Source organism: Rhodococcus sp. 5A-K4, from assembly GCF_046097995.1.
Lineage (GTDB): Bacteria > Actinomycetota > Actinomycetes > Mycobacteriales > Mycobacteriaceae > Rhodococcus_F > Rhodococcus_F erythropolis.
In genome coordinates this window covers 41,724-68,044 of record NZ_JBJURM010000004.1, presented here as the reverse complement: position 1 = coordinate 68,044, position 26,321 = coordinate 41,724, and the positions used below count along the sequence as shown (strand labels likewise).

The window sequence follows — 26,321 nt, the reverse complement described above, 5'->3', positions numbered from 1 at the left end:
TCCCGCCCTCACGCTGCAACAGCGTGGTGGTGGGAGCGTTCCGCGTTGTGAGTTGTCGAATCGGTGCCACGAATAGGCTCGGCGTCCGCCCAATGAGCACTGCGGGAAACACTGACGAGTTTCGCGACCAGCCGTGCCGCGATCCACACGAGGTACACGGCGGTGATCAGAAGCAGAAGCGCCCAGTCGTGCGCGAAGAATCCGACTATCCCGCCGATCGTGAACGCGAGGGCGACGAAGACGACGCGTCCGCCCACGTCGGTCTCGACCAGATACTCCGGCTCGATCGGATCGTCGAAGTCGTTCGATTCATCGGCGTCTCCAGCCGATTCGGCTCTGGACTTCTCGTGGTGTTCGGTCGGGATCTCGAGTAGCTCACCCCATTCGAGCACCGCAACGGTGTGTGCGGTGTCGGTCGGGATCGCGCGGTAGTCGCGGGACTCGGAAACGTCGATGAGAGCCCTTGCCAGAGTGAGTACTTCGATGCGATTGCGAATCGCGACGCTCAACACTTCGTGGAAGGCCTGCTCGCGCCCGAACGGTTTGCCGCGCGCAATGACCAGAACATGTTCTGCGGAATCGAGAACTGCACGATGCGGTACAAGCTCGCGGCTTTGCGTAACGAGTTCGCTCACTGTCATCACCTACCCCGCCGGTGGTTGATGCGGCCGTTTGCTCGACTGCGCTTGGAGGGGCTGAGTACCCCGGCAGTTTCGGAAACAAACTCGCCGGACAGCGTGTCAGATTTGCGCAGCCGGGGCCGAGAGTGCTCCGAGGCAACTTTCGATCAGGTCGGCAACAATCACGTGAGCACGTTCTCGGCTGTCGACGCGACCCTCCCACGTGGCAAAAGTGACGACGGCGAGCACGGTCAGAGTTGCCGCCCGAAGTTCGGCGATCTCTGCCGGCAACGAGGACGCAGTGACTATCCGCCGCTGAACTTCGCGGAAACTCTCGGCCTGCATGTGATCACGGATGGTCGACGACATGGCGGGGTCGAAGATCGACTGCACCAGGAACCGTGCGTACAACGTGCCCTCGCGGTAGATGGTCTGTTCCGCCAACGGCAGGACGAGAGCCTCGACGAGGGCACGCATCGTCGGTGGATTCGCGTCGAGATCGATCGTGTCGAGCAACTCGCGTCGACGCTCACCGGCAGGTCGCATTCTGGACTCGACGACGGCCGCCAGCAAACCTTCACGTGAACCGAAGTGATACTGCGCAGCCGATTTGTTGGCCTGTCCGGCTTCGGTCTGAACATCACGAAGCGTCAGAGCGGCCAGACCTCGTTCGGCAACCAGACGCTCGGCTGCATCGATCATTGCCGCTCGGGCATCGGTTCGGGTCACGGTATGAAGTTAGGGGTGCGTCGGGGTCGCGTCAACGACCCCGACGGTAAGCCTTTTGTGACGTATCTCCTGGTTAGATCGCGTCAGAGCGGGTAACGACCACAAACGGGCCCTGCTCGGTGACTGTGAAACGAGGATCGTCGAACAGTTCCTTGGGGAACGTGACCGTGTAGCGGCGGACGTTCGGGTCGTTGGGGTAGACATCCTCGGCCAACCGCAGTGTGTACCCGTCGGCGCCCTGGCGGAAGACGAAGGCGTCGGGACTGCGCCACGGCGACGCGTCCAGCGCAGCTATCAGTTCGTCAGGGGTCTTCAGTTCCGACCACTGCTCGATCAGTGCGGCGCGGGCACGGAAATCGGCGAGGGGGTTTGCGTAGTGCGACGTCAGACCTTGGAAACCGAAGTACGGGTAGAAGCTCAGGAAGCCGATGTCGGCGGTGAGTACCACCGTGTCATGGGGTTCACGTCCCAACTGTTCGCGGATGATCCGGTCGATGTCCGCGTAATTGGCTTCGGCCCCGGGAGGTCGCTTGTCCCCGCGCTCGCCGTTGCCGTCGGTATCGCTGTATGCCACAGCGATATCCGGCGCCAGCACCTGCGGGATGTTCTGCGCGAAGGCGATGGCTCCGATGACACCGAGTGCAACCAGTACCGCTTTGACGCGGGGATTTTCGCTGGTGGCCAGGACGATCCAACCGGCGAACTCGAAGAATCCGAACACGCCGGCGGCGGCAAGGAGTCCGATCAGGACCGGCTCCAGTCGAAAGCCGAGGAGCGTACTGCCGGCGACGGTGAACGTCATGGACAGCAGTGCCCACAGGTACACGGCAATGACACCGATACCGAGTGCCCGGGCGCGGCGGGAGAAGAGGAAACGAGAAATCAGCCAGACCGTGCCGAGTAGGCACAGTCCGCCGACGAGCGAGAAACTCAGCATCGGGAAGGGCAGTACCGCACCGGAATCGGGGAGGTAGTGCATTGCCGTGCCGGATTCTGCAGTGGCACCCGAGAGTGCCTTCAACAGGTAAGGCGCCCAGACCGTCAGAGCGACCAGACCCGAGATCACCGCGATTGCGGCGAGCCTGACTAGGGGACCCAGCGCGGCTTTCCACGTGTTCTGGGCGCGGGCGGCAAGTAGTGCGGCAACGACGGCCATCAGAGTCACGGCGAATGCGGCGAATCCGAGGTACAGCGTGTAGACGGTTGCGGCGAAACCGAGGAACAGGCCCGTCCCGAGAATTGCGCCGGCTCCGGCAAATCGAGAGGCACCCGGGCGATCGAGAGCCCCCCACGCCAGGATCAGCACCGGCGGGATCAGGAGGTTGATGACGGCGCCGTACGCCTCGGGGGAGTTGTACGCCAACACGACGGCAGTGACGGCCAACGCTGCGACTACGGCCCAATCGCGTCGAATCAGCTTGGTCCACAACACGAGTGCAACGACGGCGACGACAGCCAGCGAGCCGATCGCGTAGGGCTTGAAGGCTTCCCAACCGTCCATGCCCAGCAGGTTCGCGACGCGTCCACCGATCCAGAACCAGCCGGCCGGGTAGAACGGCGGCAGATCCACGTACGTCATGTCCTGCAGCGCAGCCGAATCCGTCAGCCGGGTCAGGTACTCGGTCCGGAACTGCTGATCGACCGAGACGCCGTGCAGATACAGACTCGTCGCGGCCAGGGGAAGTCCGAGCGTCGTGGTGACGAAACCGGAGAGCCCGGCCCACGAGAGGAGTTTTGCGACCCGCTCGGCCTTGCGGGCGCGGAACATCAGAACCGCAACACCGACCACTGCGATGCAGAGCACCTGCAGCACCGTCGTGACGGCCTGCGTGACGTTGGAAGACGTGAACGCCGGCCACTGCACTCGGCCGAAAGCAAAGAGCCCGACAGCGGCTACAACAGCGGCGACCAGCGCTCCGAGGGCCATTTCCACCACCGTCGCCGCGGCATTACGCCACGGCGACGGGGTCGAAAGTTCTGTACTCGGAGCAGTCGTTGTTTCTGGCACGGGAGGAGCTTAAACCGGCAACTTCCGGAAGATCGGGCGCGGCACGTGGCGCAGACCCATCATGACGAAACGCCACGGGCCGGGAGTCCAGACGATTTCCTTGCCCTTGTCCGAGGCGGCAACAGCGAGCTTCGCGACGATGTCCTTGTTGACCGTCAGCGGAGCTTCCTTGACGTGGGCACTGAACTGCGTGCGCACCATGCCGGGGCGAACGACGGTGACCTGCGGTCCGAATTCCGCGAGAGCCTCGCCGAGTCCGAGGTAGAAACCGTCGAGGCCTGCCTTGGTGGAGCCGTAGACGAAGTTGGCACGCTTGACGCGCTCGCCGGCAACCGACGACATCGCGATGATCTTGCCGAAGCCCTGAGCCTTCATCTTCTCGCCGAGAAGAACACCGACCGAGACGGACGCTGTGTAGTTCACGTTTGCGACCAGAACCGCCTTGCGCTGGTTCTGCCACAGCTCTTCGGAGTCACCGTCCAGTGCGAAGGCGACGATCGCGACGTCGACGTCCCCGTTCGAGAACGCCTGGTCGATCACCTTCGGGTGCGATTCGAAATCAACGGCGTCGAAGTCGATGAGCTCCACCGAGGTGGCACCCTTCGCTTCGAGCTGCTTGACCGCAGCTTCGCGTCCCGGATCGCCGGGAAGAGCCGCCAGAATGACGCGGAGCGGCGCCTTCTTCAGGTATTCCTCACAGATGGCGAGGCCGATCTCGGAGGTTCCACCGAGAAGCAAAACGGTTTGCGGGTTACCTACAGCGTTGATCACAGTTCCAGCCTTCTGGACATATCGGAGGCGAAAACGCCTGTGGGGTCGTACTTGCGGCGCGTCGCGATCCACTCGTCGATGCGCGGGTACATGGCGTGGAAAGTTTCCGCGGACGTCCGCGAATCCTTGGCCGTGTACAGGCGCCCACCGAATTCGAGGACACGCTTGTCGAGTTCGGTGACGAACTCGTTCAGGCCCGGCTTGATGCGGAAGTCGACGCAGATGTTCCAGCCCGGGATCGGGAAGCTCAGCGGCGCCTGGTTGCCCTCGCCGAACAGCTTGAACACGTTGAGGAACGAGTAGTGCCCGCTGCGCTGGATGTCGACGATGATCTTCTTGAATTCGTCGACGGCCTCCGGCGGAACCACGAACTGGTACTGCAGGAATCCGTTGGATCCGTACGCCCGGTTCCACTCACCGAACATGTCGAGCGGGTGGTAGAACTGCGTCAGATTTTGGACCTTGCCGCGGTACTTGCCGGACTTGCGGAACCAGACCTCACCGATCGCGGTGAAGTTGAACTTGTTGGCCAGCCCGTTGGGGAAGACGTCGGGGAACGTCAGCAACTGCGGCGCATCGAAGGCGAGCGGGTTCTTCTGCAGCTTGGCCGGAAGCTGGTCGAGCTTCGCCAGAGATCCGCGCGAGACTGCCGCACGGCCGAGCTTCGGGGGCGCGGAAATCGCGTCGAACCAGGCGCTCGAGTACTCGTAGTTGGCCTCGCTGCCGTCGCTGTGCAGCGCGATGGTCTCGTCGAGGCTGTTGGTGACGTCGCCGTCGGCGATGAAGTACGCCGTCTCGGTCGGTGTCATCTTGATGGTTGCCCGCAAGATGATGCCCGTCAGGCCCATGCCGCCGATTGTGGCCCAGAACAGTGCGGCCTTCGGGTCGTTGCGCCCGCCCTTGGGGGTGAGCGTGCGAACCTTGCCGTCGGCCGTCAGTAGATCCAACGACACGACGTGGTTGCCGAAGCTACCTGCGCTGTGGTGGTTCTTGCCGTGGATGTCCGAGCCGATGGCGCCGCCGATCGTGACCTGGCGAGTACCCGGCAGGACCGGAACCCACAGGCCGAACGGCAGAGCAGCCTTCATCAGCTGATCCAGATTCACACCGGCGTCGACGTCCACCAGGGCGGTGTCGCGATCGATGCGATGAATGCGGCTGAGTGCATTCATGTCGATGACCAGCCCACCGGCATTCTGCGCCGGGTCGCCGTACGAGCGGCCGAGGCCGCGCGCGATGACACCGCGTCGCAGATGCGATGGCTTGGAATCGTTCTGTTCCGCAACCTGGGCGACCGCGTTGGCGATCACTTCCACGTCGGGGGTGGACAGCACCTGTGCGGTGGTGGCGGCGGTGCGTCCCCAACCGGTGAGGGTGCGGGCTTGGGTGTGGAGAGCCGGCTGCGGCGTCTCTTCTGCTGTCGTGGACATCAAGGTAGAGGTTACCTGGGAGTAGTGCCGACGGCTCCGACTCGAGTGGTTACTCTCGTCGTCGTGCCCGAAACACCTGCAAGTCACCAGCACGAACCCCATGTCCCGCTGCCCGTCGAGATTCCTGTCACGACGGACATCGCCGACGACGCGATGGACCTGAAAACGCAGATCGTCCGGTTCGTCGCGACGGGTGGGCTGTCGGCGGTCGTGGACTACGGGCTGTATGTGCTGCTCCTCGCGTTGGGGTTGCCGCGCGTCGCCGCAAAATCGCTGAGCTTCGTTGCGGGCACCACGACGGCGTACCTCATCAATCGTCGGTGGACGTTCAAGGCCGAGCCTTCTCGCGCCCGCTTCATCGCTGTAGTTGCGCTGTACGCGGTCACTTTTGCGGTTCAGGTCGGACTCAACGAACTGATGGTCCATGTCTTCGACGAGCATTGGTGGCGGACACCGCTGGCCTTCGTCATCGCGCAGGGCACCGCGACGGTCATCAACTTCATCGTTCAGCGGGCAGTGATCTTCAAGATCAAGTAACGGTTCGGGGTGGATTAGCGCATTCGTCCGGTTTCTCGAGAGAGAATCGAGCCCATGATCATCGTTCTCGATTCTTCGGCCCTGACCAGGGGCGCACGGTTCGACGCCGCCATCGCCGACGCTCGCGCACTCGGACACCGCGTCGTCGTGCCTCGATTGGTCGTGCTCGAAGTTGCGAGCCGCTACCGCGAGGAATCGGCGGAGATGATCGCGGCCCTGAGCGTCCAGGCGCGCATGTACGACCGACTGGGGTTGCGGCGCGACCTCACCAGGTTCGTCGACGCGGCTCACGACAAGGCCGACGGCTACGTCGACGACGTGATCGAAGACCTCGTGGCGATCGGCGTCGAAGTGGTCGATCCGGTCGACGTGTCGCATCTCGAGGTGGCCGAGAGGGCGATCTCGCTGCGTCGGCCCTATACCGACAAGAAGAAGCGAGACGGCTACCCGGCGACGCTGAACTGGCTGACCGTGCTCGATCTCGCCGACCGTAACCCGGAGGTCAACGTCATCTGGGTCAGTACCGACGCACGGGCATACGGCGACGGCGAAGACGGGGTCTGGCACGCGGATCTCGCGCGTGAACTGGCATCGCGCGGCCTCGAGTATCGGGTCCGCTGGGCGTCGGACATCCCGGTGATCGACGGACCGGTGCAGGTGGAGCAGGTGGCTGAGGTCGCTGAGGTCGCGCCCGAGGCGCCGGTTGCTCAGGGCTTCGTGGAGCCGGAAGCGGTCGTTCCAGCAGAGATTCCCGAACCCGAGGTTCCGGCGGCGCCCGTCGTTCCGGAGGCACCGGCATCAGCTCCCGCACCCAAGCCCGTACAGCGTGCAGCGCGGACGAGAGTTGCGCCGCAGCGCATCGAGCCCGCCCCGAAAGCTCAGTCCGGTGGACTGCGTGGTTTGGGCAAGGTCATCGGCGGGCGGAAACGAAAGGTCACGATCGTCGACGATCTCGACGAAGTCGACCTCTTCGGTGCCTGATCGCTTCTAATCTGGACAGATGTCTCTGTTGCCGACAGTCAGTCGTAGGACCGGAACTCGATACGGCAGGCCGAGTATCGAATCGCAGGTCCTCTACAACGCGTGTCGATGGATGCTTCGGCCCGTGGTCGGGATCGCGCCGCTGACGCCTGGCGCAATGCGCCGCGCCGCAGTTCTGGACTCGGCCGCGGGTGTACGCATTCCGTCCGGGATCGATCGGGAAGCGATTCGTTTTCCAGGTTTCGACGGTGAACTCGTCCGGACGGCAGGCTCGACGGCTGATCTGCGCGAGGGTGTAGTTCTCTACCTGCACGGCGGCGGGTTCATGTGCTGCGGGCTCAACACGCATCGGCCGGTCGTGGCCAGCATCGCCAAGCGAACCGGCCTTCCGGTCCTGCACATCGCGTATCGGCAGTTGCCGAGCACGAGCATCAGCGGGTCCGTCGACGACTGTCTGGATGCGTACCGGTGGCTCCTCGAACAGGGAGCCTTGCCGGAAAAGGTTGTCTTCGTTGGTGATTCGGCCGGAGGTTTCCTGGTCTTCGCGACGGCGCTTGCAGCAGTTTCCGCGGGGCTCGAGGTTCCGGCCGGTCTTGTCGGCCTCTCACCGCTCCTCGATCTCGATTGCACCACCAAATCGGTCCATGCCAACGCTCGACGCGACGTGATCGCCCCGGTGTCGGCATTGATGGCGATCGGAAAGCTTGGCGGACAGACGAACTCGCCCGTCGACGGCGATCTTGCAGCTTTGCCGCCGTCGTTGCTGATCGCCGCCGAATCCGAGGTGCTCAGAGTCGATTCGGAGGTGATGGCGCAACGGCTCGCCGCCGCGGGGGTGCCGTGCTCGCTGCAGATCTGGAACGGCCAGGTTCACGCGTTTCCCGCCGTCTGGCCTGGCTTGCCGGAGAGCCGGGCCGCGCTACGTGACGTTGCCAGGTTCATTCGCGCCAGGCTCGATGCGGTCCCGCCCCAGGTCGCGGGCGAAAGTTGTTCGGGAAGTTGAACTTCCGGTCCGGTTAGGGATTCTCGTGTCCTGACGTTGCGGTAGGTGCCATCGCGCGGGCATAGATCGATTCGAGCTCGGTTACTGCTGAACGTCGATCGACGTTGTCGGGATCGAGGCGATGTTGGAGGTTGATCCCGAGAGTGCCGGCCAGAAGGGTGACGGCAACCAACTCCGGATTGGCGACCGGGGTGTCGATCGAACGCAGGTAGTCCGCGTACAGCGTTCGCATTGCGACGTACTGCTCTGCGTAGGTCTCGCGGATGGTGGACCCGGGAATCACGGCTTCGATCAAGATGGTCGAGAAAATTCGTGCCTCGGGGTATGACATAAGTACGAAGTTGGCTTCGATCAATGCTTCGATTCCGGTCGCCGAGGATGATGCCAACTCTGCGCGTAGCTTTTCCATGCCCCACCGGAATGCGTCCTCGACGACGGCTCGTAGAAGCCCGTCCTTCGATCCGAAGTGCCAGGCCACGGACCCTCTGCTGATACCGGATCTTTCTGCCACGGCTTGTACGGACATCGCGGTCGACCCGCCTTCGGCAGCCAGTTCGGCCGCGGCTTTCACCAGTCGCCGTCTGGTTTCCTCGGAAATCTCCTGCTTGCGTGTCGACGCCATTCGGTGTTCCTGCCTTCTTTCGTTCTCGAGTGCAGCCAATTCCGGCACGCGGTGACGTCGACGTGCCCGTCGGGGCCGAGACCTGCGCACCGGCACTCATGCTACGAGGCCGGTCATCGGACGGCCGTATTCCTCTCGCGACACCCTCTTGCCTATGTTGATCGTCCAGTTCTATGCTGAGCGTCCAATAACTTAACGGAAATGGGCGGACATGGAACTCATCGATCTGACTAGAACTCTCGATCCGGCCGATCGGGAACTGCTCCCCGAGGGTTTGAAGGCACTGGCTTCCGTCGTTGCCCCCTCGGTGACCTACTCGCACCCCGCAGGTGCCGGACGCGACGAGTTCGCGGCAGCACTGCAGTGCGGAATTCATGATCTTCCGGACGGTGAGGGGTGGGGATCGGAGATGTTGAGTGAGTTCAACAGCCATCTGGGCACACACGTCGACGCGCCGTTGCACTACGGATCAACCTCGGAGGGTAAGCCTTCTCGCACGATCACAGACATCGCGTTGGATGAATTGTTCTGCGAGACAGTGGTGCTCGACCTGCGCGGCCGGTGCGAGGCGAATCAGCCGATCTCGGTGGACGCGCTGAAAGCTGCCCTGGCGGAAAACGGTGCGTCCGTTCCCCAGGGTGGTGCCGTGTTGCTCCGTACCGGACAAGAGAGCTTCACCTTGGCCGATCCTGGGTTCTTTCAGTATCCAGGGATGAGTCGCGAAGGCACGCTGTTTCTCGCCGAGCAAGGCGCGAAGGTGCTGGGCACCGACGCTGCCGGCTGGGACTTGAGCTTTGCAGTCATGGCGCAGAAATTTCGTGACACCGGCGACAACTCGGTTCTCTGGGACGGGCACCGGGCCGGACGCGCACGTGAAGTATTCATCGTTCAGCAACTGGCGAACCTCGCCGCGCTTCCGCCCTCGGGATTTCACGTGGCGTTTTTCCCGATCAAGCTTGCGCGAGCCAGCGCTGCCCCGGCTCGTGTGGTCGCGTTCGTCTGAGCAAAATTCCTGCCTCACCTAACGAACAATTCAGTGAAAGGTATTGACTCACAGTGAAACTTGCGACCGTCGAATACGACAAGACCCAGCAGACGGCTCTGGTGACGGGCAGCGGCGAGCAACTGTTGTTACTCGAGCGAGCTCATCATGATGTGACGGGAAAACCGGCTCCAGAACTGGAAACCATGCAAACCATCATCGAAGGTGGTCCGGCGGCACGGGAGATCCTGGATCGGCTCGCAGACGAGCAGCCGGCAAGTGCGATCGTCGACGGGGGTGATGTGCGCTGGATGTCGCCGCTTCCTCAGCCGGTCCAGATCCGAGACTTCGGCTGCTTCATGGATCACTTCCGCAACGCTCGCGCCCGAATTCAAGGGGTCGCACTCGAGGACGTCGAACTGCCGAAGATCCAGTTGGAGCGCCCGCTGTATTACATAGCGAACCGATTGGCGGTGACCGGACACGAATCTGAGGTCGTGTGGCCCGAGTACTCGAGCCTGCGCGATTACGAACTCGAATTCGCCTGTGTGTTGGGGCGCGGTGGAAGCGACATCTCACGAGCGGATGCCCCTGCGCATATCTTCGGTTACACCATCTTCAACGATTTCAGCGCCCGCGATACTCAGCTCGAGGAGATCTCCACCGGACTCGGTCTCAGTAAGAGCAAGGACTTTTCGAACGCGAATGTCCTCGGCCCCTGGATCGTGACGGCCGACGAAGTCGGTGACCCGTACCAGCTCGAGATGACCGCGAGAATCAACGGAGACGAGGTGAGCCGAGGAACCAGCGCCGACATGGACCATCGTTTCGAGGACGTGATTTCGTTCGCCTCGACTTCCACGCGGCTGTACCCGGGTGAAGTCTTCTGTTCCGGCACCGTGCCGAGTGGATGCGGCTTGGAACACGGGCGGTTCCTCGAACCGGGAGACGTAGTCGAACTCGAGGTCGCCGGCCTCGGTGTATTGAGGAATCGAGTGGTGGCGTGAGCGGCGAAGTCATGGTTCTCGGTGTCGGCGCGACCCCCTTCGGGCGGCACGCGGATACCTCGGCCTCGGAATTGGCGGGGCGTGCAGCGATCGACGCCGTCGAAGACGCGGGCCTGACCCGCGGTGACGTCGGTGCAGTCTTCTACGCGACCGTCAGTCAGAAGGCGATCGACCGGCAGCACATGATCCCAGGCCAGATTGCCTTGAGGCCTTACGGTTTCGGTGGAGTCCCGGTCGTCAATGTCGAAAATGCCTGCGCCGGCGGGGCAACGGCACTCTGGCTGGCGATCGCCCACGTTCGCGCCGGTCTGTCCGAGGTCGCATTGGCGGTCGGGGTGGACAAGCTGGTGTGCTCGGATCCCGCTCGAAGTCTGGAGGTGTTCGACGGTGCACTCGACGTTGCGCATCGCGACGAGACGCTCGCCGGCCTTGCCTCACTCTCCGCTCCGGTGCCGGGTGAACTCGGATCGCAGGGTGAGCGGTCGGTGTTCATGGAGATCTACGCTTCTCTTGCTCGGGCGCACATGGAGAGATTCGGAACGACCGAGTTCGAACTCGCGTTCGTAGCAGCCAAAAATCATGCGCATTCCGTAGACAATCCGTGGTCGCACTTTCGCAAACCCTTCACTGTCGACGAGGTGCTTGCCGCGAGGCGAGTCGCGTGGCCTCTGACCGTTCCGATGTGTTCGCCCGTCAGTGACGGTGCGGCGGCAATTGTTGTGACCACTGCAGACTTTGCGCGAAGGCATGATTCCTCTCGGCGGGCGGCGCGGGTACTCGGTTGCAGCTTGGTGTCAGGCACGGATCGGGCCGCAGATGACGTGGAGAGTCACATCGGTCGCCGAGCGGCAATGAGCGCATACGAGGAAGCCGGAGTCGGGCCAGGCGATGTGGATGTGGCAGAGGTCCACGACGCCACGGCCTTCGGTGAAGTACAGCAGGTCGAGAATTTGGGGTTCTGCCCGATCGGTGAGGGCGGCGCGTGGTCTGCGTCCGGTGCGAGTTCATTGGGAGGCGTGCGTCCGGTCAATCCGTCAGGTGGGCTCGAATCCCGTGGTCATCCGGTCTCGGCAACGGGACTAGCGCAGGTCTTCGAACTTGTCACGCAGTTGCGTGGACAAGCAGCGCGGCGACAGGTTCCCGGGGCTCGAATCGCGGTCGCAGAGAACGGCGGAGGTCTCTACGGCATCGAGGAAGCCGTCGCCGCGGTCACGATCTTGGGAGGGCCACGATGAACGCGGACATGATGAACGATGAACCGATGGCGCCAGGCTTGCACGAGCAAGCGGGATATGCGGATCTGATTCTGTCGGCGCTGCGACGCCGACCAGACCACATCGCGTTTCGATTCACGGATCGGAACGGTAATCGGGCCGAGCTGACGTATCGGCAGACCGCTGAACAGATAGAGCGGATTGCAGGTGTCCTCAGTAGCCTCGCTCTGCCGGACGGAGGCGGGGTAGCCCTGCTTGCGGGTCCGTGTCCTGAAGCATTCACGGTCATGGCCGCGGCGTGTCTGGCAGGCGTGCGCTACACGGCCCTCCATCCGCTCGCGACCGAAGAGAACGACAGGATGGTGCTGAAAGACAGTGGTACCGATCTCCTGTTGGTTGCCGACGGACAGTTCCAGGCGCGCGCCGAAGCGGCGCAGACTCGAGTGATGTCACTGTCAGCCCTCGAATCAGCGTGTGAATTGGCTACGGCGGGAACAGGTTCAGGCTTCGGCGGTCAGGGTCGAGCTTTGTATCTCTTCTACACCGGTGGAACTACCGGTGAGCCGAAGGGCGTCATGCTCAGGGACCGATCTTTGGTCGCCAATGCCTGGGCCTGCACCACGTGGGAGTGGCCGGCTGATACCACCATGCTGCTCACCACGCCGATGTCTCATGCTGCCGGTCTGCTCGTCGCACCCGGTCTGCAGCGAGGTGCAAGCTTCGAGTTGCACAGGTCGTTCGACCCGGACAGGGTTGTCGACGCAATCGAAAATGACGGAGTCACAGCCACATTCGTCGTTCCTACGATGCTCTACGCCTTGCTCGACCATCCACGCCTGTCGGATGCGAATCTGTCCGGGCTGAACTGGATGCTTTACGGTGCTGCACCCATCGACCCCACCAGGCTCGCGCAGGCAGGGGCGGTGTTCGGGCCGATCCTGAGCCAGCACTACGGTCAGGCCGAAGCCCCGAATGCGTTGACGGTGCTCGATACACGTGAGCACACGGACGATCCCGCGGTTCTGGGGAGTTGTGGGCGCGCGATGCCAGGTGTCGAAGTGGTGTTGTTCGACGAGCAGGGAAACGAGACCGCGACGGGCGTACCCGGCGAGCTTTGTGTGCGAGGTCCGCTCGTGATGGACGGCTATTGGAACAAACCTGAACAAACCGCTGCAGCGCTCGCGAATGGGTGGTTGCACACCGGTGACGTTGCTCGGATCGACGAAACTGGGCTCATCTCGATCGTCGACCGCATCAAGGACACGATCATCAGTGGTGGATTCAACGTCTACCCGCGCGAAGTCGAGGACTCACTCGGACATCATCCCGCAGTGGCCGCCTGTGCAGTATTCGGTGTCCCCGATCCTCAATGGGGAGAAGCGGTTACCGCGGCAGTCGTACTGAAGACGGGATGGTCGGTCACGCCCGAGCAGCTCGTCGCACACGTGAGATCACACAAGGGCCCGATCTGGGCGCCCAAGGAGATTTCAATTGTGGAAGCGTTGCCGCTCACTGCTTTGGGGAAGGTCGACAAGAAGGCACTCCGAGGCGCTTCACAGACCTAGAGACGCGACAACTGCCCGTGCGAGGGCGTCGGCAGATCCAGGGGCGAATGGCAGAAAGAGTTCAGGCTCGATCAGTTCCACTTCCATGAGCAGTGGTTGATCCACCGGCCCCACGACGTCCACACGCGCATAAAGCAATTCGCCGGGGCCGCATGGGGTCGCGGCCAGTGCCGCGTCGGCCACCGCGAGTTCGGCGGCGGAAGGCTCGTGGAGGTAGTTGGTTCCGCCGTGGAACTCCTGCACACGGAAGTCATTGGTGGCTGGGATCTTCCGGACGGCATGGGAGTAGCGTCCGCCGAGGTGGATGATCGAGCGCTCGCCGTCTACGACATCCGAGATGAAGGGCTGGACCAACGCGTCGTTGCCACTCTCGAGGATTGAGCTGAGGTGAGCGTGGGCCTTCGCGGACCCGGCGGCAAACTTTCCCACTCCGACAGCGCCGGCGGACACTGCAGGCTTGACGATGACGTCGGCACCCTCGAACGAAGGGAGGGTGAGTGTTTCGCTCTTTCCGGCAGCGATCACAGCGGTTGGGACGATGGGGACGCCGGCCGCGGCAAGTTCGGTCAGGTATCCCTTGTGGGCGTTCCACTCGACGATCGGGAGCGGGTTGGCGATCGGGGCGGTCAGCTGATCGAGAACGGCAAGAAATTCGTCGAGGCGCTGGGTGTAGTCCCAGGTCGACCGGATCAGAACCAGGTCGGCGTCGATATCGAGGAGGGACGGGCTCGACCACGGCGCCATCGTCGACGCAATGCCGTAGGAGGTGAGAGCTTCCATGACGAGTTTGCTTTCGACATCCGCCTCGCGGGCGGCGCCGTCACAGGTGAGCAGGAGAACCGTGGTCATGCCACGATGCTTTCACGGCTGGCGCCTTGTACGACTAGCGAGGTGGCCCCTCGTCGAGGACCAGGGAACCGGTCCCGGGTTGCCCCGTTGCGTCCACCCACGTCACTGCGACGGTGTCGCCGGGGCGGCGCGAGCTCATCGCCGCGTTGAGATCAGCGGACGACGCGATCCGGCTGCCACCGAACTCGGTGATGACCGCACCTTTGGTCAGCCCCACCCGCTCGGCCGGCGAATCGAAGCTCACGGCAACAACTTCCGCGCCGGCCGGCATCTCCGCGTGATCCTTGACTGCGACACCGAGCGCGGGTGTCGGTCCCACACGCACGGTTTCGGAGGAGCGGCCACCGAGTACCTGCTCGACGATCGGTAGCGCGGTGTCGATCGGTATCGCGTAGGACTGAGGCGCCGGTGAGGTTTCGGTGCGGTCGGTGACGGCGTTGCCCGCGCTGCTGACGCCGATCAGCTCGCCAACGGCATTGACCAGGGGGCCACCGGAATCGCCCGGCCGGATGTCCGCGTCCACCTCGATGAGGCCCTTCAACTGGTTTCGCGATCCGTCGGACACGTTGCGGGTGTTGACTGTGACACCGAGGTTGGTGATGACGCCGGGAGCTGGGACGGGTACTCCGCCGCCTTCCGCATTTCCGATTGCGGTGACGGCATCCCCACGAGTGGCTTCTGCTGATTTGCCGACCACAGCCACCGGCAGATCCGTGGCGCCCGCGAGTCGAAGGACGGCAAGGTCGCTGACGCTGTCGTACCCGAGGATCTCGGCGTCGTAGATCAGTCCGTTGGACATGCTGACGGCAGTGACGTCCGAGGCTCCGCTGATGACGTGGTGATTCGTGAGCACAACTCCGTCAGGGGAGAGCACGATCCCGGTTCCGGCGGTGGTGGTGAATCCGGCCGGCGCGGTGATGGTGACGATGGTGGGGACCACCTGGGCCGAGAGCTCCTCCGGGGTGAGCGGAACAACCGGCGCCGGTGGGGTGGTCGTGATGACCGTGACGGGGGCGGACTCGATCGTGCCTGGGGTCAGAGGCGGTGCGGCCAGTGCGAGGGCGCCGAGTCCGGCTGCGAGAACGGCGGCCGTCCACAGACCGCGTCTGCCCGCACGTTTGGTCATCCAGCCGTCCGTCCCGCCGGTCGTCATCCCATCGAGTGTGAAAGGTGAAGATTACCCAACCGGCAACGATCAAGACATGCGATGGCGCAACAGCATGTAGACGCCGCGACGCATGAACGAGGTGGCGAGTGCGCGTGCGTCGCCGATTCGGACGTCCATTGCGGAGACGAGAGTCGGATCCGATTCCCGGAGATCTTTGTGGAATGCCGCTGCCTGGCGTGCCTGATCCTTGGCCAGACGCACACTCCACTGTCCGGCGTTGACGCGGAAGGACGCGAGGGGCTTGGCGATCGCATAGACGTCGCCTTGGAGTGCGACGGCGGTGTACGTGGCTTCGTCGATGACGTACGGGTTGGTGTCGTCCCACCATCCGATGGCCTTCAAGGCGGATCGCTTCATGAGTACACATCCGGGCTCGCCGAAGATGTTCGCTCCCGCCGTTACCGTCTTTCGGGCCGCGTCGCGCCCGGTGACCCGTCCCTTCAGCCCTGCAAGTCCGCGCGCGGAGAGGATGGTCTTTCCGTTTGCATCGACCAGTTTGCGTTGCGAGGCCACGAGTACCACCGAGGGGTGCTCGTCGAAAGCCGCGACCTGTTCCGCCAGGCACTCGGGGTAGATGGTGTCGTCACCGCACACCAGTTTCAGGAGCTCTCCGTTCGCGGCTTCGCTGACCCGGTCCCAGTTTCGCTTCGCTCCGCCGCCGGCCTCGGTCGACAGGATCTCGATCCGCGGATCGTCGGCGTATCGCGCCAGGACCTTGACGGTGTCGTCGGTCGACGAATGATCCGAGATGATCAGTTCGAAGTCCTGGTAGGTCTGATTCAGGATCGAGTCGATCGTCTCGGCAATGTAGTCGGCATTGTTGTAAGCCGGGACGACGACGGAAACACGCGGAGTCATGAGTTGCCTGTTCTCTTGTTTCGACTGAACGAGAAATCGCGGTAACCGAAGAAGCTTGCTGTTGCGGTTACCGCAGTGATGACGAGTTGTGACGGGATGGGAGGAAAGTGCAGGACCGAGACCGCGACGGTCATCAGCGCGAGGTTGATCACGAAGGCTCCGAAATTGACGACGACGAATCGCCAGAAGTCACGGAGGAAGTGACCGCGAACTTCGAAGACCAGGTAGCGGTACATCGCAAAAGCGCACAGCAGGTTGCAGACGTACCCGGCAACGATCGCGAAGTGGTAGCCGAATTGATCGCCGAGCGCGATCTGCCAGGCAATGAACCAGGCGGTTCCGAGCGCCGTGTTGACGCCACCGACGAGCAGAAAGGCAAGGGCCTGATTCTTGACGACGCGCATCAACGGACCCGGCCTGCCGGTCATTCCGGCGGGGGGTGTTGCAGTCGAATCCGGTGAAGCCATCAGCCTTCGCCGAACGTGGGCAGCAGCCCTGCCGACACGGCATCTTGAAGCGACGGTGCCGCTGTGTCCTTCGCGGAGAGCGTGATGTTCAGGGGCTCACCGCTGCGACCCACGGTGGGCCAGTCGATCGCTATGTCGGGATCGAGGGGGTGAACTTCGTGCTCACGTTCGGGGGCGTATCCCGTCGAGCACAGGTAAACCACTGTCGAGTTGTCCTCGAGGGACAGGAAGGCGTGCCCGAGCCCTTCGGACAGAAAGATCGCTCTGCGGTCGACGTCGTCGAGAAGGACCGAATCCCACTGGCCGAAGGTCGGCGATCCCACGCGAAGGTCGACGGCGATGTCGAGTATCGCGCCTTTGACACACGTGACGTACTTGGCCTGTCCGGGAGGGACGTCGGCAAAATGGATGCCTCGTAGGACGCCGGCAGCCGAGACCGAGCAATTGGCCTGCTGAAGGTCGAGGGTGCGGCCGGTGATCTCGGAGAATCCGGGTTCACGGAACCACTCGAGGAAGACTCCGCGGTCGTCGCCGAACTGCTTGGGTGTGAATTCCCAGGCCCCTGGCACTTTCAGTTCGCGATACTGGCTCATCACGTGAGTATCTGCCATGTCACCAGTCCTTGCCGCGGTCGAGAAGTTCGAGAAGGTATTTTCCGTATCCGGATTTGAGGAGCTTCTCAGCACGAATGCGTAGCTCGTCGTCGGTGATGAATCCGTGCCGCCACGCAACTTCTTCGGGCGCGCCGATCTTGAGTCCCTGACGCTCCTCGATCGTGCGCACGTAGTTCGATGCGTCGAGAAGCGAATCGAAAGTTCCGGTGTCGAGCCACGCGGTGCCGCGAGGAAGTACTTCGACCTGGAGGCGACCAGCTTCGAGGTACGCACGGTTGACGTCGGTGATCTCGTACTCGCCGCGTGCCGATGGTTCGAGGTCCTTGGCGATGGCGACAACGTCGTTGTCGTAGAAATAAAGGCCAGGCACCGAATAGTTGGAGCGCGGATTCGCCGGCTTCTCCTCGAGCGAGACGGCTTTGCCTTCGCGGTCGAACTCGATGACTCCGTAAGCCGTGGGGTCCGAAACCCAGTACGCGAATACGGCGCCACCGTCGATGTTCTCGAAACGCGTGAGCTTACTGCCCAGACCTGGGCCGTAGAAAATGTTGTCGCCGAGGACCAGGGCCGCGGATTCCGAACCGATGTGGCCGGCTCCGAGTACGAAGGCTTGTGCGAGACCATTCGGCTCGTGCTGGATCTGGTAGGTCAGGTCGACGCCGAACTGCGAGCCGTCGCCGAGCAACCGCTGGAACTGCGGTGCGTCGTCTTCTGTGGTGATGATCATGATGTCGCGAATCCCGGCCAGCATCAGGGTGCTGAGTGGGTAATAGATCATCGGTTTGTCGTAGACGGGGACCAGCTGTTTGCTCACGCCGAGCGTGATGGGGTGCAACCTCGACCCCGTGCCGCCCGCCAGAATGATTCCGCGCATGCCTCGAAGTGTTCCAGTGTTCGCTGGAGAAACAAATCTCGGGCGCACGGTATCGTGCGTGGCCGGTAGATAGATCGGTTCGATTCGGTGATCGTGGAGGCGCAAACGTGAGAGTTCTCGTGACTGGCGGTGCAGGCTTCATCGGCGCCAATTTCGTCCATCAGACGGTGGCAGAGCGCCCCGACGCCGAGGTCACGGTGCTCGATGCGCTGACCTACGCGGGCAACAAGTCTTCGCTCGATTCGATAGCCGACCGCATCACGTTTGTTCACGGCGACATCACCGACGCAGTTCTCGTCGACGAACTGGTGGGCGCTGCCGACGTCGTCGTTCATTTTGCTGCCGAGTCCCACAACGACAATTCGCTCGCTGATCCGTGGCCGTTCGTGCAGACCAACATCGTGGGAACCTTCACGCTCCTGCAGGCTGTGCGCAAGCACGACGTCAGGTATCACCACATTTCCACCGACGAGGTGTACGGAGACCTCGAACTGGGCGATCCGGACCGTTTCACGGAGTCGACCGCGTACAACCCGTCGAGCCCCTACTCGTCGACGAAGGCATCGAGCGACATGTTGGTGCGCGCGTGGACCCGTTCGTTCGGCGTCCGGGCCACCCTGTCGAACTGCTCGAACAATTACGGCCCTTATCAACATGTCGAGAAGTTCATCCCGCGGCAGATCACCAATGTTCTCGCCGGACTGCGTCCCAAGTTGTACGGCGACGGTTTGAACGTCCGTGACTGGATCCATGTCGACGATCACAACAGCGCGGTCTGGGCGATCATCGACGGTGGCCGGATCGGTCAGACCTACTTGATCGGCGCTGACGGTGAGGTGAACAACCGAACTGTCATGGAGTCGATTCTGCAGATATTGGGCCGTGGCGCCGACGAGTTCGATTTTGTCACCGACCGCCCGGGGCACGACGTGAGGTACGCGATCGACTCGAGTCTGCTCCGGAAAGAACTTGGCTGGTCCCCGCGCTACGAGGACTTCCGCAGTGGTCTGGAAGCGACGATCGACTGGTACCGCGACAACGAACAGTGGTGGCGTCCGCAGAAGGACGCGACCGAGCAGGCATACGTGGCAGCCGGCGAGAAGACCACTTCCTAGCGCGCAGCCAGATTGCGGCGGATGGAGTCGAGGGTCGACGCTATCCCGGCAGGCAACGGGCGATGTGTGCGCTGGTCCAGATCAGTCCACACGATCGATCGCAGCCGTAGGTCTCGGGCTTGCGCCGAAGCGAGTGGAGAACTGGCGAGCACAACGTTGGGGCGTTTTCTGAAGACGGTGTGGCACGCGCCGAGGATCGCCCCGATGGTGACGCTGCGTCCGGACGCGTAGATCTTGGTGACCGTCGGTTCCTGCGACGCTTCCGCTCGGGTGAAGCTGTCGACCACCATTTCGGCCGCGTCGGAGACGTAGACGTAGTCCCGAAGCGTGTCCATGGGAACGTAGATCGAAATGGGCATCGACAGCAGATAGCCTCGGCAGAGGTGCGAAATCAGGCCTTGGGGTTTCGCCAGATTCTGACCCGGGCCGTAGAGATTTGCGAATCTTCCTATGACAGTGCGGGTTCCGCTTCTGGAGCCGAATTCGCGAACAATGGATTCGGCATCGAGCTTTGCTCGCCCGTAGTCGGCCAGTGGATTGGTCGCGCTTGTTTCGGTGTGCGGTGCTCCGGGAGCTCCGGCGTAGACGCCGCCGGCAGACGAAGCGTGGAAGACGGTCCCGACGCCTGCGTCCGCCGTCCCCAGCTCGTCGAGAACGTCCTTCATGAGTTGGTTCTCGCGAGCGAATTCGTCACTGCTCGTACCGTTCACACCTGCACCGGCGCACCACGCCATTCGCCACGGGCCGCCGGCGGCGTCAGTAACCAGTTTCCTGGCATCGGCGAACAGGATTTCTCTGGCCAGAGCGGGTTCGCCCCACGGGACGCGGCTGGTGCGGATGTCGGCCCCACGGCGCTCGAGTTCGCGGGCCACGGAGCTGCCGAGGAGGCCGCCGCTGCCGACTACCCACGTGGGGACATTCATTGTTACGCGGGTGGCTCGGTGGCGTTCCGGCGCCCCAACGGGCCTGACGCGGGGTCGCTGACGATGAGGTACGGCGGCTTTCCCATTGCCGTCTTGACTGCGACACCGATGTATTCGGCGATCACACCCAACGAGAAGAGCACTGCCCCGAAACCGAACAGCATCACGATCATCGTCGACGCCCATCCTCGTACCTCGACGCCGGCGTCGAAGAACACGTACGACGCCAACACGTAGAGGACGATGACGAGACCGCCGACAGCGAACAGGAAGCCGATCAAGCTGACCATTCGCAGGCCCTTGGTGCCGCTGGAGAGAACCATTCGCCAGAAATGCGACAGCAAGCTTCTGAGGTGATATCCGGATGCGCGTCCGCGTTCCTCACGCAGTTGAACCGGGCTGGTGGTGACCTCTCCCGCGATCCAGCCCAGAGCCACGTCGAGGTAAGCCTCGGATCCGGCGTATGCGGCGACCGACCGTCCGACCTCTCCGAGGACCAGTCGGAAGCTCTGATACTTCACGGAGTTCTCGGACGAGAGAATTTTGGTGGTCAACCATTTCGACGACTTCGACGCCGCGTTGCGTAGCGCACCGTGGGGTGCCGCGTTCACGGGCTGCGCGTAGACGAGGGTGGCCTGTTGATCCAGTGCAGTGTCGAGGAGTCCACCGATGTCGGCCGGGTCGTGCTGGCCGTCTTCATCCATGGTGACAACCCATTCGCCACCACTCGACGCCATTCCCGCCAGTGTTGCCGGATGTTGGCCGAAGTTGCGCGAGAGCCAGATGGGTCGGATGAAGTCATGTTGTCTCGCGAGTTCACGGATGACCGCAGCTGATCCGTCCGGACCGTGGTCGAAGACGAGAAGGACTTCTTCGACGACCAACAGCCGCCCGCCGGGAGTGGTCTGGGTTTTCGTCAGGGGAAGTATCTCGTCGATGAGTGCATTGAGAGTGTGTTCGCCCTGGTAAACCGGCACGACGACGGAAATTCGGTGCGGTTGCACCGACTCGGGTGTGCCATCGGTCTTCACAGGCGGGGAGTGTATACGTCGCCGAGGGTCGGCTTCTCGGCGTGGGGGCGTACATGTCGGAGAATCGTGAAGTTATGATCCGGATCACTCGACGAAAGTGAGTCTCCAGTGGCCGAGTTCGAAGATCACACCAACGATCGACGCGAGAACAATCGCGAGAACACAGGCCTTCCTGGGAGAGCCGATACGGGTAGCGGTGATACCACCGACACCGAGTACACGGCTCGGTTGCGTGAGCTTCAAGGCGCCAAATGGAAGCGCGTTCTGAACGTGCAAGCGCCGTATCAGTGGAATATCCGACGTTTCCTCGGCGGCCGGAAGGTGCTCGACGTCGGCTGCGGGATCGGCCGAAATCTGCGAAATCTTCCCCCTGGCAGTGTCGGGGTGGACCACAACGAACATTCGGTGGAGTTCTGTCGATCGCTCGGGTTCGAGGCGTACTCTTCTGCGGAATTTCACTCCGAAAGCGATCAGCGAACCTTCGACGGAATGCTGATGGCGCATCTCCTCGAGCACCTGCCGGCGGGAGAAGCTTCCGGCATCGTCGCCGAGTACCTTCCATTCCTGGAACCGGGTGCGACCGTCATGCTGATCTGCCCTCAGGAACGTGGCTTCGCCAGCGATCCCACGCATACCGTCTTCCTCGACGGCGTCGACCTCGAAAAGATCTGTGCGGACAACGGTCTTGTAGTCAGGCGCTCGCTGTCGTTCCCGTTTCCGCGGTGGATGGGAAAGCCGTTCATCTACAACGAGTCTGTGGTGATCGCGGAGGTCCCGTCCCGGCTCTGACGCCTGTCGCGGTAGTAGATCACGGAGAGGCCGGCAAGGATAACGAGCCCGAAGCCCATACCGACATAGCCGATCCTCTGTCCTGGGGAACGGAAGTTGATCACCAGTTCCGCGTTGTCGGTGCCAGGCGGCAGATCGACGTAGAGGTACGTTCCGCCAAGGCCCTTGGTCGGGATGGGTTCGCCGTCGAGGGTCGCGGTGTAGCCCGGCCATGCCAACCGTGCGAATACCACGCTGCCACCGCCCGGTGAGCTGACTCGCACACGCTCGTTCTTGACGCTCATGTACTCGGACTGTGCGTCGGCATTGACAGTTGCCGACACACGGCCCGGTTGACCGGAGATCGGGCCGGCGTCGCGTTCGAGGACGTAGATCTGGTCCTGGGCGACCTCGGGCACTTCTGCCCAGTGCCACCCGGGTGGGGCGGGTTCGTTGTCAGCGCCCGGGTACTGCTTCCGTTGAAGGACGACGCGGTCGAGCAGCATCAGGTCTGCGCTGGTTCGACCGGTGTATTCATCCGGCCTGAACACGTTTCGGTAGGCGTCGTCGCACGTCGACCCGTCGAATCCCATACACAGAAGCGAAGCGAAGTCCGCGTGGCCGACCGGGGTGTACGCGTTGACGTAGTCGAGATCGAGCACCTTGGCGTAGTTTCCGTACACCTGCGAAGTCCACGGGAGTTCTGTTGTTTCGGCGTCGATTCGGATCAGCGCGCGATTGCCGAACTGAAGGGTCGTGCCCGGGAAATCCGGAAAGTTCGCCTTGGCTTCGGATTGGCTGGTCGGCAGGTACCACTTGTTCAGCGCCTGGGGATACGCGATCACTTGATACAGAGTCACCGGAGCGATGGTGAGAATCAGTAGACCTGCGATCGCCGGGGCGCCGTATCTACGACCGAGGTAGATGGCGAGTGCTCCGACGGCGATGATCACGACAGCCCAGGTGAGATGTCGGATGAAGTACTGCGGACCCGAAGAACTGGCACGAATCATCAAGACGAACACGATCAACGATGCAGCGATGACGCGTGATCGCAGTTTGTCCAAAGTCCCGAATCGGCTCAGCAGCACACCGAGTAGTACCAGGGAGAACACCGCGACGAAGGGAAGTAGTCGTGCCGGCCACCGAATCTGGCCGATGTCGCTGGGGCCCGCGGTGAACAGCAGAATGAAGGCCAACAGCAGCAGCGGGGTCACCAACTCTCGCAGCGAACCCTGTGCTTTCCGCCAGCCGATGAATGCCAGTGCCGGTATCGCGAACCAGGCGATGTAGGTGATCGGTGCGTAGGTGGTTTCGCCCGTCCAGGACTCGATGCTCGAGACGGACGACGGAATACTCGCCGTCAGTGTTTCCGACCACGGTGCCGTCAGGAAATTGTCGTTGAACGTACCTTCTTCGCCGGTGCGCCATGTGACGGCCGAGGAGAGCAGACCGGGAAGAAAGGTGATCGCGCCGCAGGCTGCGGCCGAGACGCCGACCAGTCCGAGCTTCACTGTTGTCCGCCACTGCGGACTGCGGACGTATTCGCCCACCATCAGTGCCCCGACGGTCACTCCGGCCATCAATGCCGCATGGACGTATCCGACGCTGATCGCGAGATAGAGGAAGACGAAGACGGGTATCGGCCCCGACCGGCCGCGGGCATAGCGAATTCCGCTGGCCCACGCCTGCACCACCCAGGCCATTCCGATCACCGACGTAACCCACGACGGGTACTCGAAGTACAGGGTGAACCCGGCAAAGGGCACTGCGCTTCCGGCGACGGCCGCCCAGTAGGGGCGCGCGCCGTATTCGAGGCAGACTCGATAGACGCCCCATCCGAGGATGATCGCGAATGCCAACTTCACCAGCGTGGCCAGCAAAGCGAGATTGTCGACGGACGGTGCGATGTAGTTGATGAAGATCTGGACCGGGTTCCACAGCCCACCCTGACCCTCGACCGGATAGTTTCCAGCCATCCACTGATCCAGAACCAGCGAGGGGAATTGTCCCTCTCGCATCAGATGGCCCAGCTGAACCCAGTTGCCGACCGCACCGGATTCGGTGTCGTCGACATAGAAGTAGCGAGGGTCCACCGTGACGATCGCGAAGAATGCGAGGCACACGACTGCTGGGATCACAGCGCCCCAGCTCCAGCGTTCCCGACGGGTGGGAGCGGGTAGTTCGAGTGTCAAGGGATCTCCAGGTCGCACGGGTGGATGCACCAGAGACAGTAGCCGAGGCTGTGTTTTCGAGTTTCGGGGGTAATTCCACCTCGGATACCCTGCGAGTGACAGGTACAGCTTTTTCAAGATTCACGTAGGAGTCATATGCCCGAGCAGGTAAAGGTGGGGGTGCCGGAGAACGGGCAGGTCATGGCTCGCCGTTTGGTGGTCCAGCGCGGCGTGTTCGTCGGAATGTCGCCGATAGTCAACGACGACCTGTACGTCGAGTTCCGGAAGGGCTCCGGTGAGCGGACCCGGCACCGAGTCGCTCTGGACAAGGGCGCACGTATCAGCACCAACACCTATTTCGGGCGTTTCGCTGCCAGCTACTGGCAGCGGTGGACGACTGTCACTGAGGTCGAGGCTTCGCTGCGGATCGAGAGCGAGGGTCGGTTCCGCGTCCGGATGGTTGCTTCGGATATCGCCGGGCATCGCCGTATTCTCGAGACCCGCGACGGATCGGGGTCCTCGGAGGTCACGTTGACCACATCGTTGGACAAGTTCGTCGACGGCGGCGCCCTCTGGCTCGAGGTGGATTCTGTCGACGCTCCGATGACGATCGACCACTTGGAATGGACCGTGGCCGCTCCGGAGACGGTTCGCCCGGTCTCGGTGGCGATCTGCACCTTCAATCGGGCCGACGATTGTGCCGAGACTGTTGCTGCACTGGCTTCCGATGCCACTGTGCGTGACCTCGTCAGCTCCGTGTACGTCGTCGATCAGGGTAACGACCTGGTGAAAGATCGGGCGCGCTTCGTCGAGGCGGCAGACAAGCTCGGTGAGAAGCTGAAATATCTGCAGCAGCCGAATCTCGGCGGAGCGGGCGGTTTTTCACGTGGGCTTTTCGAGGCTACATCCGAGGGGGCAGATCTCGCCGACGTCATCCTGATGGACGACGATATTCTCTGTGAACCAGAAACAGTGTTGCGCCTCAACGCTTTTGCGAATATGACGGTGGAACCGACATTGGTGGGTGCGCAGATGATGTATCTGCTCAATCCCGATTTCCTCAATGTCGGTGCCGAAGACGTAGATCTGAAGACTCTCCATCACGGGCAACGAGTGCCCAAGGCTCTCATCAACACGAGCATGCTCAAGAAGCGTCAAGAGCGTCGAGTCGATGCGGGATACAACGCCTGGTGGACGTGCCTGATCCCCGCCGAAGTTGTCGAAGCCATCGGGTTACCCGTTCCGATCTTCTTTCAGTGGGATGACGTCGAGTACGGAATCAGGGCCCGGAAAGCAGGGTTTGTCACCGTCACGTTGCCCAACGCCGCTGTGTGGCATGCCGATTTCTATTGGAAGGACTTCGACGACTGGGCCCGCTACTTCAGTACGCGTAACTCCCTCGTCGTCGGGTCTTTGCACAGCGATCTCGACACCAAGGGACTTTCACGTCAGTTCTTCCGCCAGATTTCCGAATTCCTCGTCGGAATGCAATACGGCCTTGCCTTCACGACGTTGAAGGGCATCGAGGATTATCTCGACGGTCCGGAAGCGTTGCGGGACGGCGGCATCGAGGCCATGGCAAGCATCCGTGCCGGCCGAGCGCAGTATGCCGAGACGATCAAACACGATGCGGCTACCGCCCCGATCGCCTCGAACGAACTCCACACCGAGCGTGCCGGTGGTGAACCGAGCCTGATGCGAGTGATTCTGGCCAAACGTGGGTTGAATCAGTGGCTGGGGCGCACCCGTGGCGGTTTGGTCAATATTCCGCGCGAGGATGCGCACTGGTGGCACATCTCGCAGTTCGACCATGTAGTCGTCACCGATGCTTCGCAGTCGGGGGTACGTATCCGGCAGCGAGACAAGGCTACGGCGCGTGCTCTCTTGATCCGAACGGTGAAGCTACTGCGTCGATTCCAGAAGGAAGCACCTGCCGTGTCGGCGAAGTACCGTGCTGCGATGCCGGAACTCACGAGTCGAGAGAACTGGGCACGTCTGTACGAGAAGTGAT

At 62.4% G+C, this 26,321-nt stretch carries 25 protein-coding genes; 10 read left to right on the top strand and 15 right to left on the bottom strand.

Translation table 11 applies throughout. The annotated features are described in order from the left end of the window. Positions 1-8: 8 nt before the first annotated feature. The 5 genes from ACKAMS_RS07135 to ACKAMS_RS07115 all read right to left on the bottom strand — a co-directional run bounded on the left by ACKAMS_RS07135 (position 9) and on the right by ACKAMS_RS07115 (position 5,558). Complete coding sequence (locus ACKAMS_RS07135) at positions 9-641, bottom strand: hypothetical protein (protein WP_195849558.1); 633 nt, start codon at positions 639-641, stop codon at positions 9-11. A gap of 99 nt (positions 642-740) precedes the next feature. Further along, positions 741-1,349 carry a TetR/AcrR family transcriptional regulator gene (locus tag ACKAMS_RS07130; protein WP_024487671.1) on the bottom strand — a complete coding sequence of 203 codons (609 nt, stop codon included), beginning with the start codon at positions 1,347-1,349 and terminating at the stop codon, positions 741-743. A gap of 73 nt (positions 1,350-1,422) precedes the next feature. After that, a complete protein-coding gene (locus tag ACKAMS_RS07125) occupies positions 1,423-3,276 on the bottom strand; it encodes a galactan 5-O-arabinofuranosyltransferase (protein ID WP_408988857.1) in 1,854 nt (617 codons plus the stop codon). Between the two features lie 90 nt (positions 3,277-3,366). After that, entirely contained in the window at positions 3,367-4,128 is a 762-nt protein-coding gene (locus tag ACKAMS_RS07120) for a decaprenylphospho-beta-D-erythro-pentofuranosid-2-ulose 2-reductase (RefSeq protein ID WP_019746424.1), read from the bottom strand. Then, positions 4,125-5,558: an FAD-binding oxidoreductase gene (locus tag ACKAMS_RS07115; RefSeq protein WP_003943934.1), complete on the bottom strand. Its 1,434-nt coding sequence runs from the start codon at positions 5,556-5,558 to the stop codon at positions 4,125-4,127. The genes ACKAMS_RS07120 and ACKAMS_RS07115 overlap by 4 nt, the downstream gene beginning before the upstream one ends. Positions 5,559-5,621: 63 nt before the next feature. Here ACKAMS_RS07115 and ACKAMS_RS07110 point away from each other — a divergent pair, with 63 nt between their 5' ends. The 3 genes from ACKAMS_RS07110 to ACKAMS_RS07100 are packed head-to-tail and all read left to right on the top strand — an operon-like array spanning position 5,622 to position 8,079. Beyond that, entirely contained in the window at positions 5,622-6,095 is a 474-nt protein-coding gene (locus tag ACKAMS_RS07110) for a GtrA family protein (RefSeq protein ID WP_276525119.1), read from the top strand. A gap of 54 nt (positions 6,096-6,149) precedes the next feature. Continuing rightward, positions 6,150-7,076, top strand: coding sequence for a PIN domain-containing protein (locus ACKAMS_RS07105; RefSeq protein ID WP_408988805.1), 927 nt, complete (start codon positions 6,150-6,152; stop codon positions 7,074-7,076). A gap of 19 nt (positions 7,077-7,095) precedes the next feature. After that, positions 7,096-8,079, top strand: a complete 984-nt coding sequence (locus tag ACKAMS_RS07100; RefSeq protein ID WP_408988804.1) for an alpha/beta hydrolase — start codon at positions 7,096-7,098, stop codon at positions 8,077-8,079. 13 nt (positions 8,080-8,092) lie between these two features. Here the strand turns inward: ACKAMS_RS07100 and ACKAMS_RS07095 are convergent, their stop codons facing one another. Continuing rightward, complete coding sequence (locus ACKAMS_RS07095; RefSeq protein WP_020905785.1) at positions 8,093-8,701, bottom strand: TetR/AcrR family transcriptional regulator; 609 nt, start codon at positions 8,699-8,701, stop codon at positions 8,093-8,095. Positions 8,702-8,912: 211 nt separating this feature from the next. Here ACKAMS_RS07095 and ACKAMS_RS07090 point away from each other — a divergent pair, with 211 nt between their 5' ends. The 4 genes from ACKAMS_RS07090 to ACKAMS_RS07075 are packed head-to-tail and all read left to right on the top strand — an operon-like array spanning position 8,913 to position 13,469. Beyond that, complete coding sequence (locus ACKAMS_RS07090) at positions 8,913-9,704, top strand: cyclase family protein (protein ID WP_052740903.1); 792 nt, start codon at positions 8,913-8,915, stop codon at positions 9,702-9,704. A gap of 53 nt (positions 9,705-9,757) precedes the next feature. Next, positions 9,758-10,690, top strand: coding sequence for a fumarylacetoacetate hydrolase family protein (locus tag ACKAMS_RS07085; protein ID WP_408988803.1), 933 nt, complete (start codon positions 9,758-9,760; stop codon positions 10,688-10,690). Beyond that, positions 10,687-11,925, top strand: a complete 1,239-nt coding sequence (locus tag ACKAMS_RS07080; RefSeq protein ID WP_408988802.1) for a thiolase family protein — start codon at positions 10,687-10,689, stop codon at positions 11,923-11,925. The genes ACKAMS_RS07085 and ACKAMS_RS07080 overlap by 4 nt, the downstream gene beginning before the upstream one ends. After that, entirely contained in the window at positions 11,922-13,469 is a 1,548-nt protein-coding gene (locus ACKAMS_RS07075) for an AMP-binding protein (RefSeq protein ID WP_408988801.1), read from the top strand. Before ACKAMS_RS07080 ends, ACKAMS_RS07075 begins: the two co-directional genes overlap by 4 nt. On the opposite strand, the gene ACKAMS_RS07070 is transcribed toward ACKAMS_RS07075, so the two are convergent. From ACKAMS_RS07070 to rfbA, 6 genes are all read right to left on the bottom strand, one after another. After that, entirely contained in the window at positions 13,458-14,318 is an 861-nt protein-coding gene (locus ACKAMS_RS07070) for a RimK family alpha-L-glutamate ligase (protein ID WP_408988800.1), read from the bottom strand. The two genes, ACKAMS_RS07075 and ACKAMS_RS07070, sit on opposite strands and share 12 nt — an antisense overlap. A 34-nt stretch (positions 14,319-14,352) precedes the next feature. Continuing rightward, on the bottom strand, positions 14,353-15,444 hold the full coding sequence (locus ACKAMS_RS07065; protein ID WP_408988856.1) for a S1C family serine protease: 1,092 nt from the start codon (positions 15,442-15,444) through the stop codon (positions 14,353-14,355). A gap of 69 nt (positions 15,445-15,513) precedes the next feature. Beyond that, positions 15,514-16,344, bottom strand: coding sequence for a glycosyltransferase (locus ACKAMS_RS07060; RefSeq protein ID WP_020905790.1), 831 nt, complete (start codon positions 16,342-16,344; stop codon positions 15,514-15,516). Beyond that, complete coding sequence (locus tag ACKAMS_RS07055) at positions 16,341-16,811, bottom strand: GtrA family protein (protein WP_020905791.1); 471 nt, start codon at positions 16,809-16,811, stop codon at positions 16,341-16,343. The genes ACKAMS_RS07060 and ACKAMS_RS07055 overlap by 4 nt, the downstream gene beginning before the upstream one ends. Then, positions 16,811-17,422 (bottom strand): dTDP-4-dehydrorhamnose 3,5-epimerase family protein, encoded by a 612-nt coding sequence (locus ACKAMS_RS07050; RefSeq protein ID WP_223257871.1) that lies wholly within the window; start codon positions 17,420-17,422, stop codon positions 16,811-16,813. The genes ACKAMS_RS07055 and ACKAMS_RS07050 overlap by 1 nt, the downstream gene beginning before the upstream one ends. Before the next feature lies 1 nt (position 17,423). Next, on the bottom strand, positions 17,424-18,299 hold the full coding sequence (gene rfbA / locus ACKAMS_RS07045; RefSeq protein ID WP_020905793.1) for a glucose-1-phosphate thymidylyltransferase RfbA: 876 nt from the start codon (positions 18,297-18,299) through the stop codon (positions 17,424-17,426). Positions 18,300-18,406: 107 nt separating this feature from the next. Here rfbA and rfbB point away from each other — a divergent pair, with 107 nt between their 5' ends. Continuing rightward, the gene (gene rfbB, locus ACKAMS_RS07040; RefSeq protein ID WP_024488303.1) at positions 18,407-19,414 is read left to right on the top strand and encodes a dTDP-glucose 4,6-dehydratase; all 1,008 of its coding nucleotides are present in this window, start codon (positions 18,407-18,409) and stop codon (positions 19,412-19,414) included. Here rfbB and ACKAMS_RS07035 read toward each other — a convergent pair. Together ACKAMS_RS07035 and ACKAMS_RS07030 are read right to left on the bottom strand one after the other, a co-directional pair. Next, on the bottom strand, positions 19,411-20,337 hold the full coding sequence (locus tag ACKAMS_RS07035) for an NAD(P)-dependent oxidoreductase (protein WP_020905795.1): 927 nt from the start codon (positions 20,335-20,337) through the stop codon (positions 19,411-19,413). The genes rfbB and ACKAMS_RS07035 overlap by 4 nt on opposite strands. Before the next feature lie 2 nt (positions 20,338-20,339). Further along, entirely contained in the window at positions 20,340-21,368 is a 1,029-nt protein-coding gene (locus ACKAMS_RS07030; RefSeq protein ID WP_241896020.1) for a glycosyltransferase, read from the bottom strand. A 108-nt stretch (positions 21,369-21,476) separates the two neighbouring features. Here ACKAMS_RS07030 and ACKAMS_RS07025 point away from each other — a divergent pair, with 108 nt between their 5' ends. Beyond that, positions 21,477-22,157 carry a bifunctional 2-polyprenyl-6-hydroxyphenol methylase/3-demethylubiquinol 3-O-methyltransferase UbiG gene (locus ACKAMS_RS07025; protein WP_078377455.1) on the top strand — a complete coding sequence of 227 codons (681 nt, stop codon included), beginning with the start codon at positions 21,477-21,479 and terminating at the stop codon, positions 22,155-22,157. On the opposite strand, the gene ACKAMS_RS07020 is transcribed toward ACKAMS_RS07025, so the two are convergent. Beyond that, positions 22,112-24,331: a hypothetical protein gene (locus ACKAMS_RS07020; RefSeq protein WP_408988799.1), complete on the bottom strand. Its 2,220-nt coding sequence runs from the start codon at positions 24,329-24,331 to the stop codon at positions 22,112-22,114. The two genes, ACKAMS_RS07025 and ACKAMS_RS07020, sit on opposite strands and share 46 nt — an antisense overlap. Before the next feature lie 135 nt (positions 24,332-24,466). On the opposite strand from ACKAMS_RS07020, the gene ACKAMS_RS07015 reads away from it, so the two are divergent. Beyond that, positions 24,467-26,320, top strand: a complete 1,854-nt coding sequence (locus ACKAMS_RS07015) for a glycosyltransferase (RefSeq protein ID WP_047888763.1) — start codon at positions 24,467-24,469, stop codon at positions 26,318-26,320. Position 26,321: the final 1 nt, after the last annotated feature.

Bases quoted from the DNA above. Each gene is read 5' to 3' on its own strand.
- ACKAMS_RS07060 (WP_020905790.1), bottom strand. From the start codon at position 16,344: ATGACTCCGCGTGTTTCCGTCGTCGTCCCGGCTTACAACAATGCCGAC.
- ACKAMS_RS07115 (WP_003943934.1), bottom strand. From the start codon at position 5,558: ATGTCCACGACAGCAGAAGAGACGCCGCAGCCGGCTCTCCACACCCAA.
- ACKAMS_RS07035 (WP_020905795.1), bottom strand. From the start codon at position 20,337: ATGAATGTCCCCACGTGGGTAGTCGGCAGCGGCGGCCTCCTCGGCAGC.
- ACKAMS_RS07135 (WP_195849558.1), bottom strand. From the start codon at position 641: ATGACAGTGAGCGAACTCGTTACGCAAAGCCGCGAGCTTGTACCGCAT.
- ACKAMS_RS07095 (WP_020905785.1), bottom strand. From the start codon at position 8,701: ATGGCGTCGACACGCAAGCAGGAGATTTCCGAGGAAACCAGACGGCGA.
- ACKAMS_RS07055 (WP_020905791.1), bottom strand. From the start codon at position 16,811: ATGGCTTCACCGGATTCGACTGCAACACCCCCCGCCGGAATGACCGGC.
- ACKAMS_RS07015 (WP_047888763.1), top strand. From the start codon at position 24,467: ATGCCCGAGCAGGTAAAGGTGGGGGTGCCGGAGAACGGGCAGGTCATG.
- ACKAMS_RS07075 (WP_408988801.1), top strand. From the start codon at position 11,922: ATGAACGCGGACATGATGAACGATGAACCGATGGCGCCAGGCTTGCAC.
- ACKAMS_RS07090 (WP_052740903.1), top strand. From the start codon at position 8,913: ATGGAACTCATCGATCTGACTAGAACTCTCGATCCGGCCGATCGGGAA.
- ACKAMS_RS07050 (WP_223257871.1), bottom strand. From the start codon at position 17,422: ATGGCAGATACTCACGTGATGAGCCAGTATCGCGAACTGAAAGTGCCA.
- rfbA (WP_020905793.1), bottom strand. From the start codon at position 18,299: ATGCGCGGAATCATTCTGGCGGGCGGCACGGGGTCGAGGTTGCACCCC.
- ACKAMS_RS07100 (WP_408988804.1), top strand. From the start codon at position 7,096: ATGTCTCTGTTGCCGACAGTCAGTCGTAGGACCGGAACTCGATACGGC.
- ACKAMS_RS07105 (WP_408988805.1), top strand. From the start codon at position 6,150: ATGATCATCGTTCTCGATTCTTCGGCCCTGACCAGGGGCGCACGGTTC.
- ACKAMS_RS07125 (WP_408988857.1), bottom strand. From the start codon at position 3,276: ATGGCCCTCGGAGCGCTGGTCGCCGCTGTTGTAGCCGCTGTCGGGCTC.
- ACKAMS_RS07065 (WP_408988856.1), bottom strand. From the start codon at position 15,444: ATGACCAAACGTGCGGGCAGACGCGGTCTGTGGACGGCCGCCGTTCTC.
- ACKAMS_RS07070 (WP_408988800.1), bottom strand. From the start codon at position 14,318: ATGACCACGGTTCTCCTGCTCACCTGTGACGGCGCCGCCCGCGAGGCG.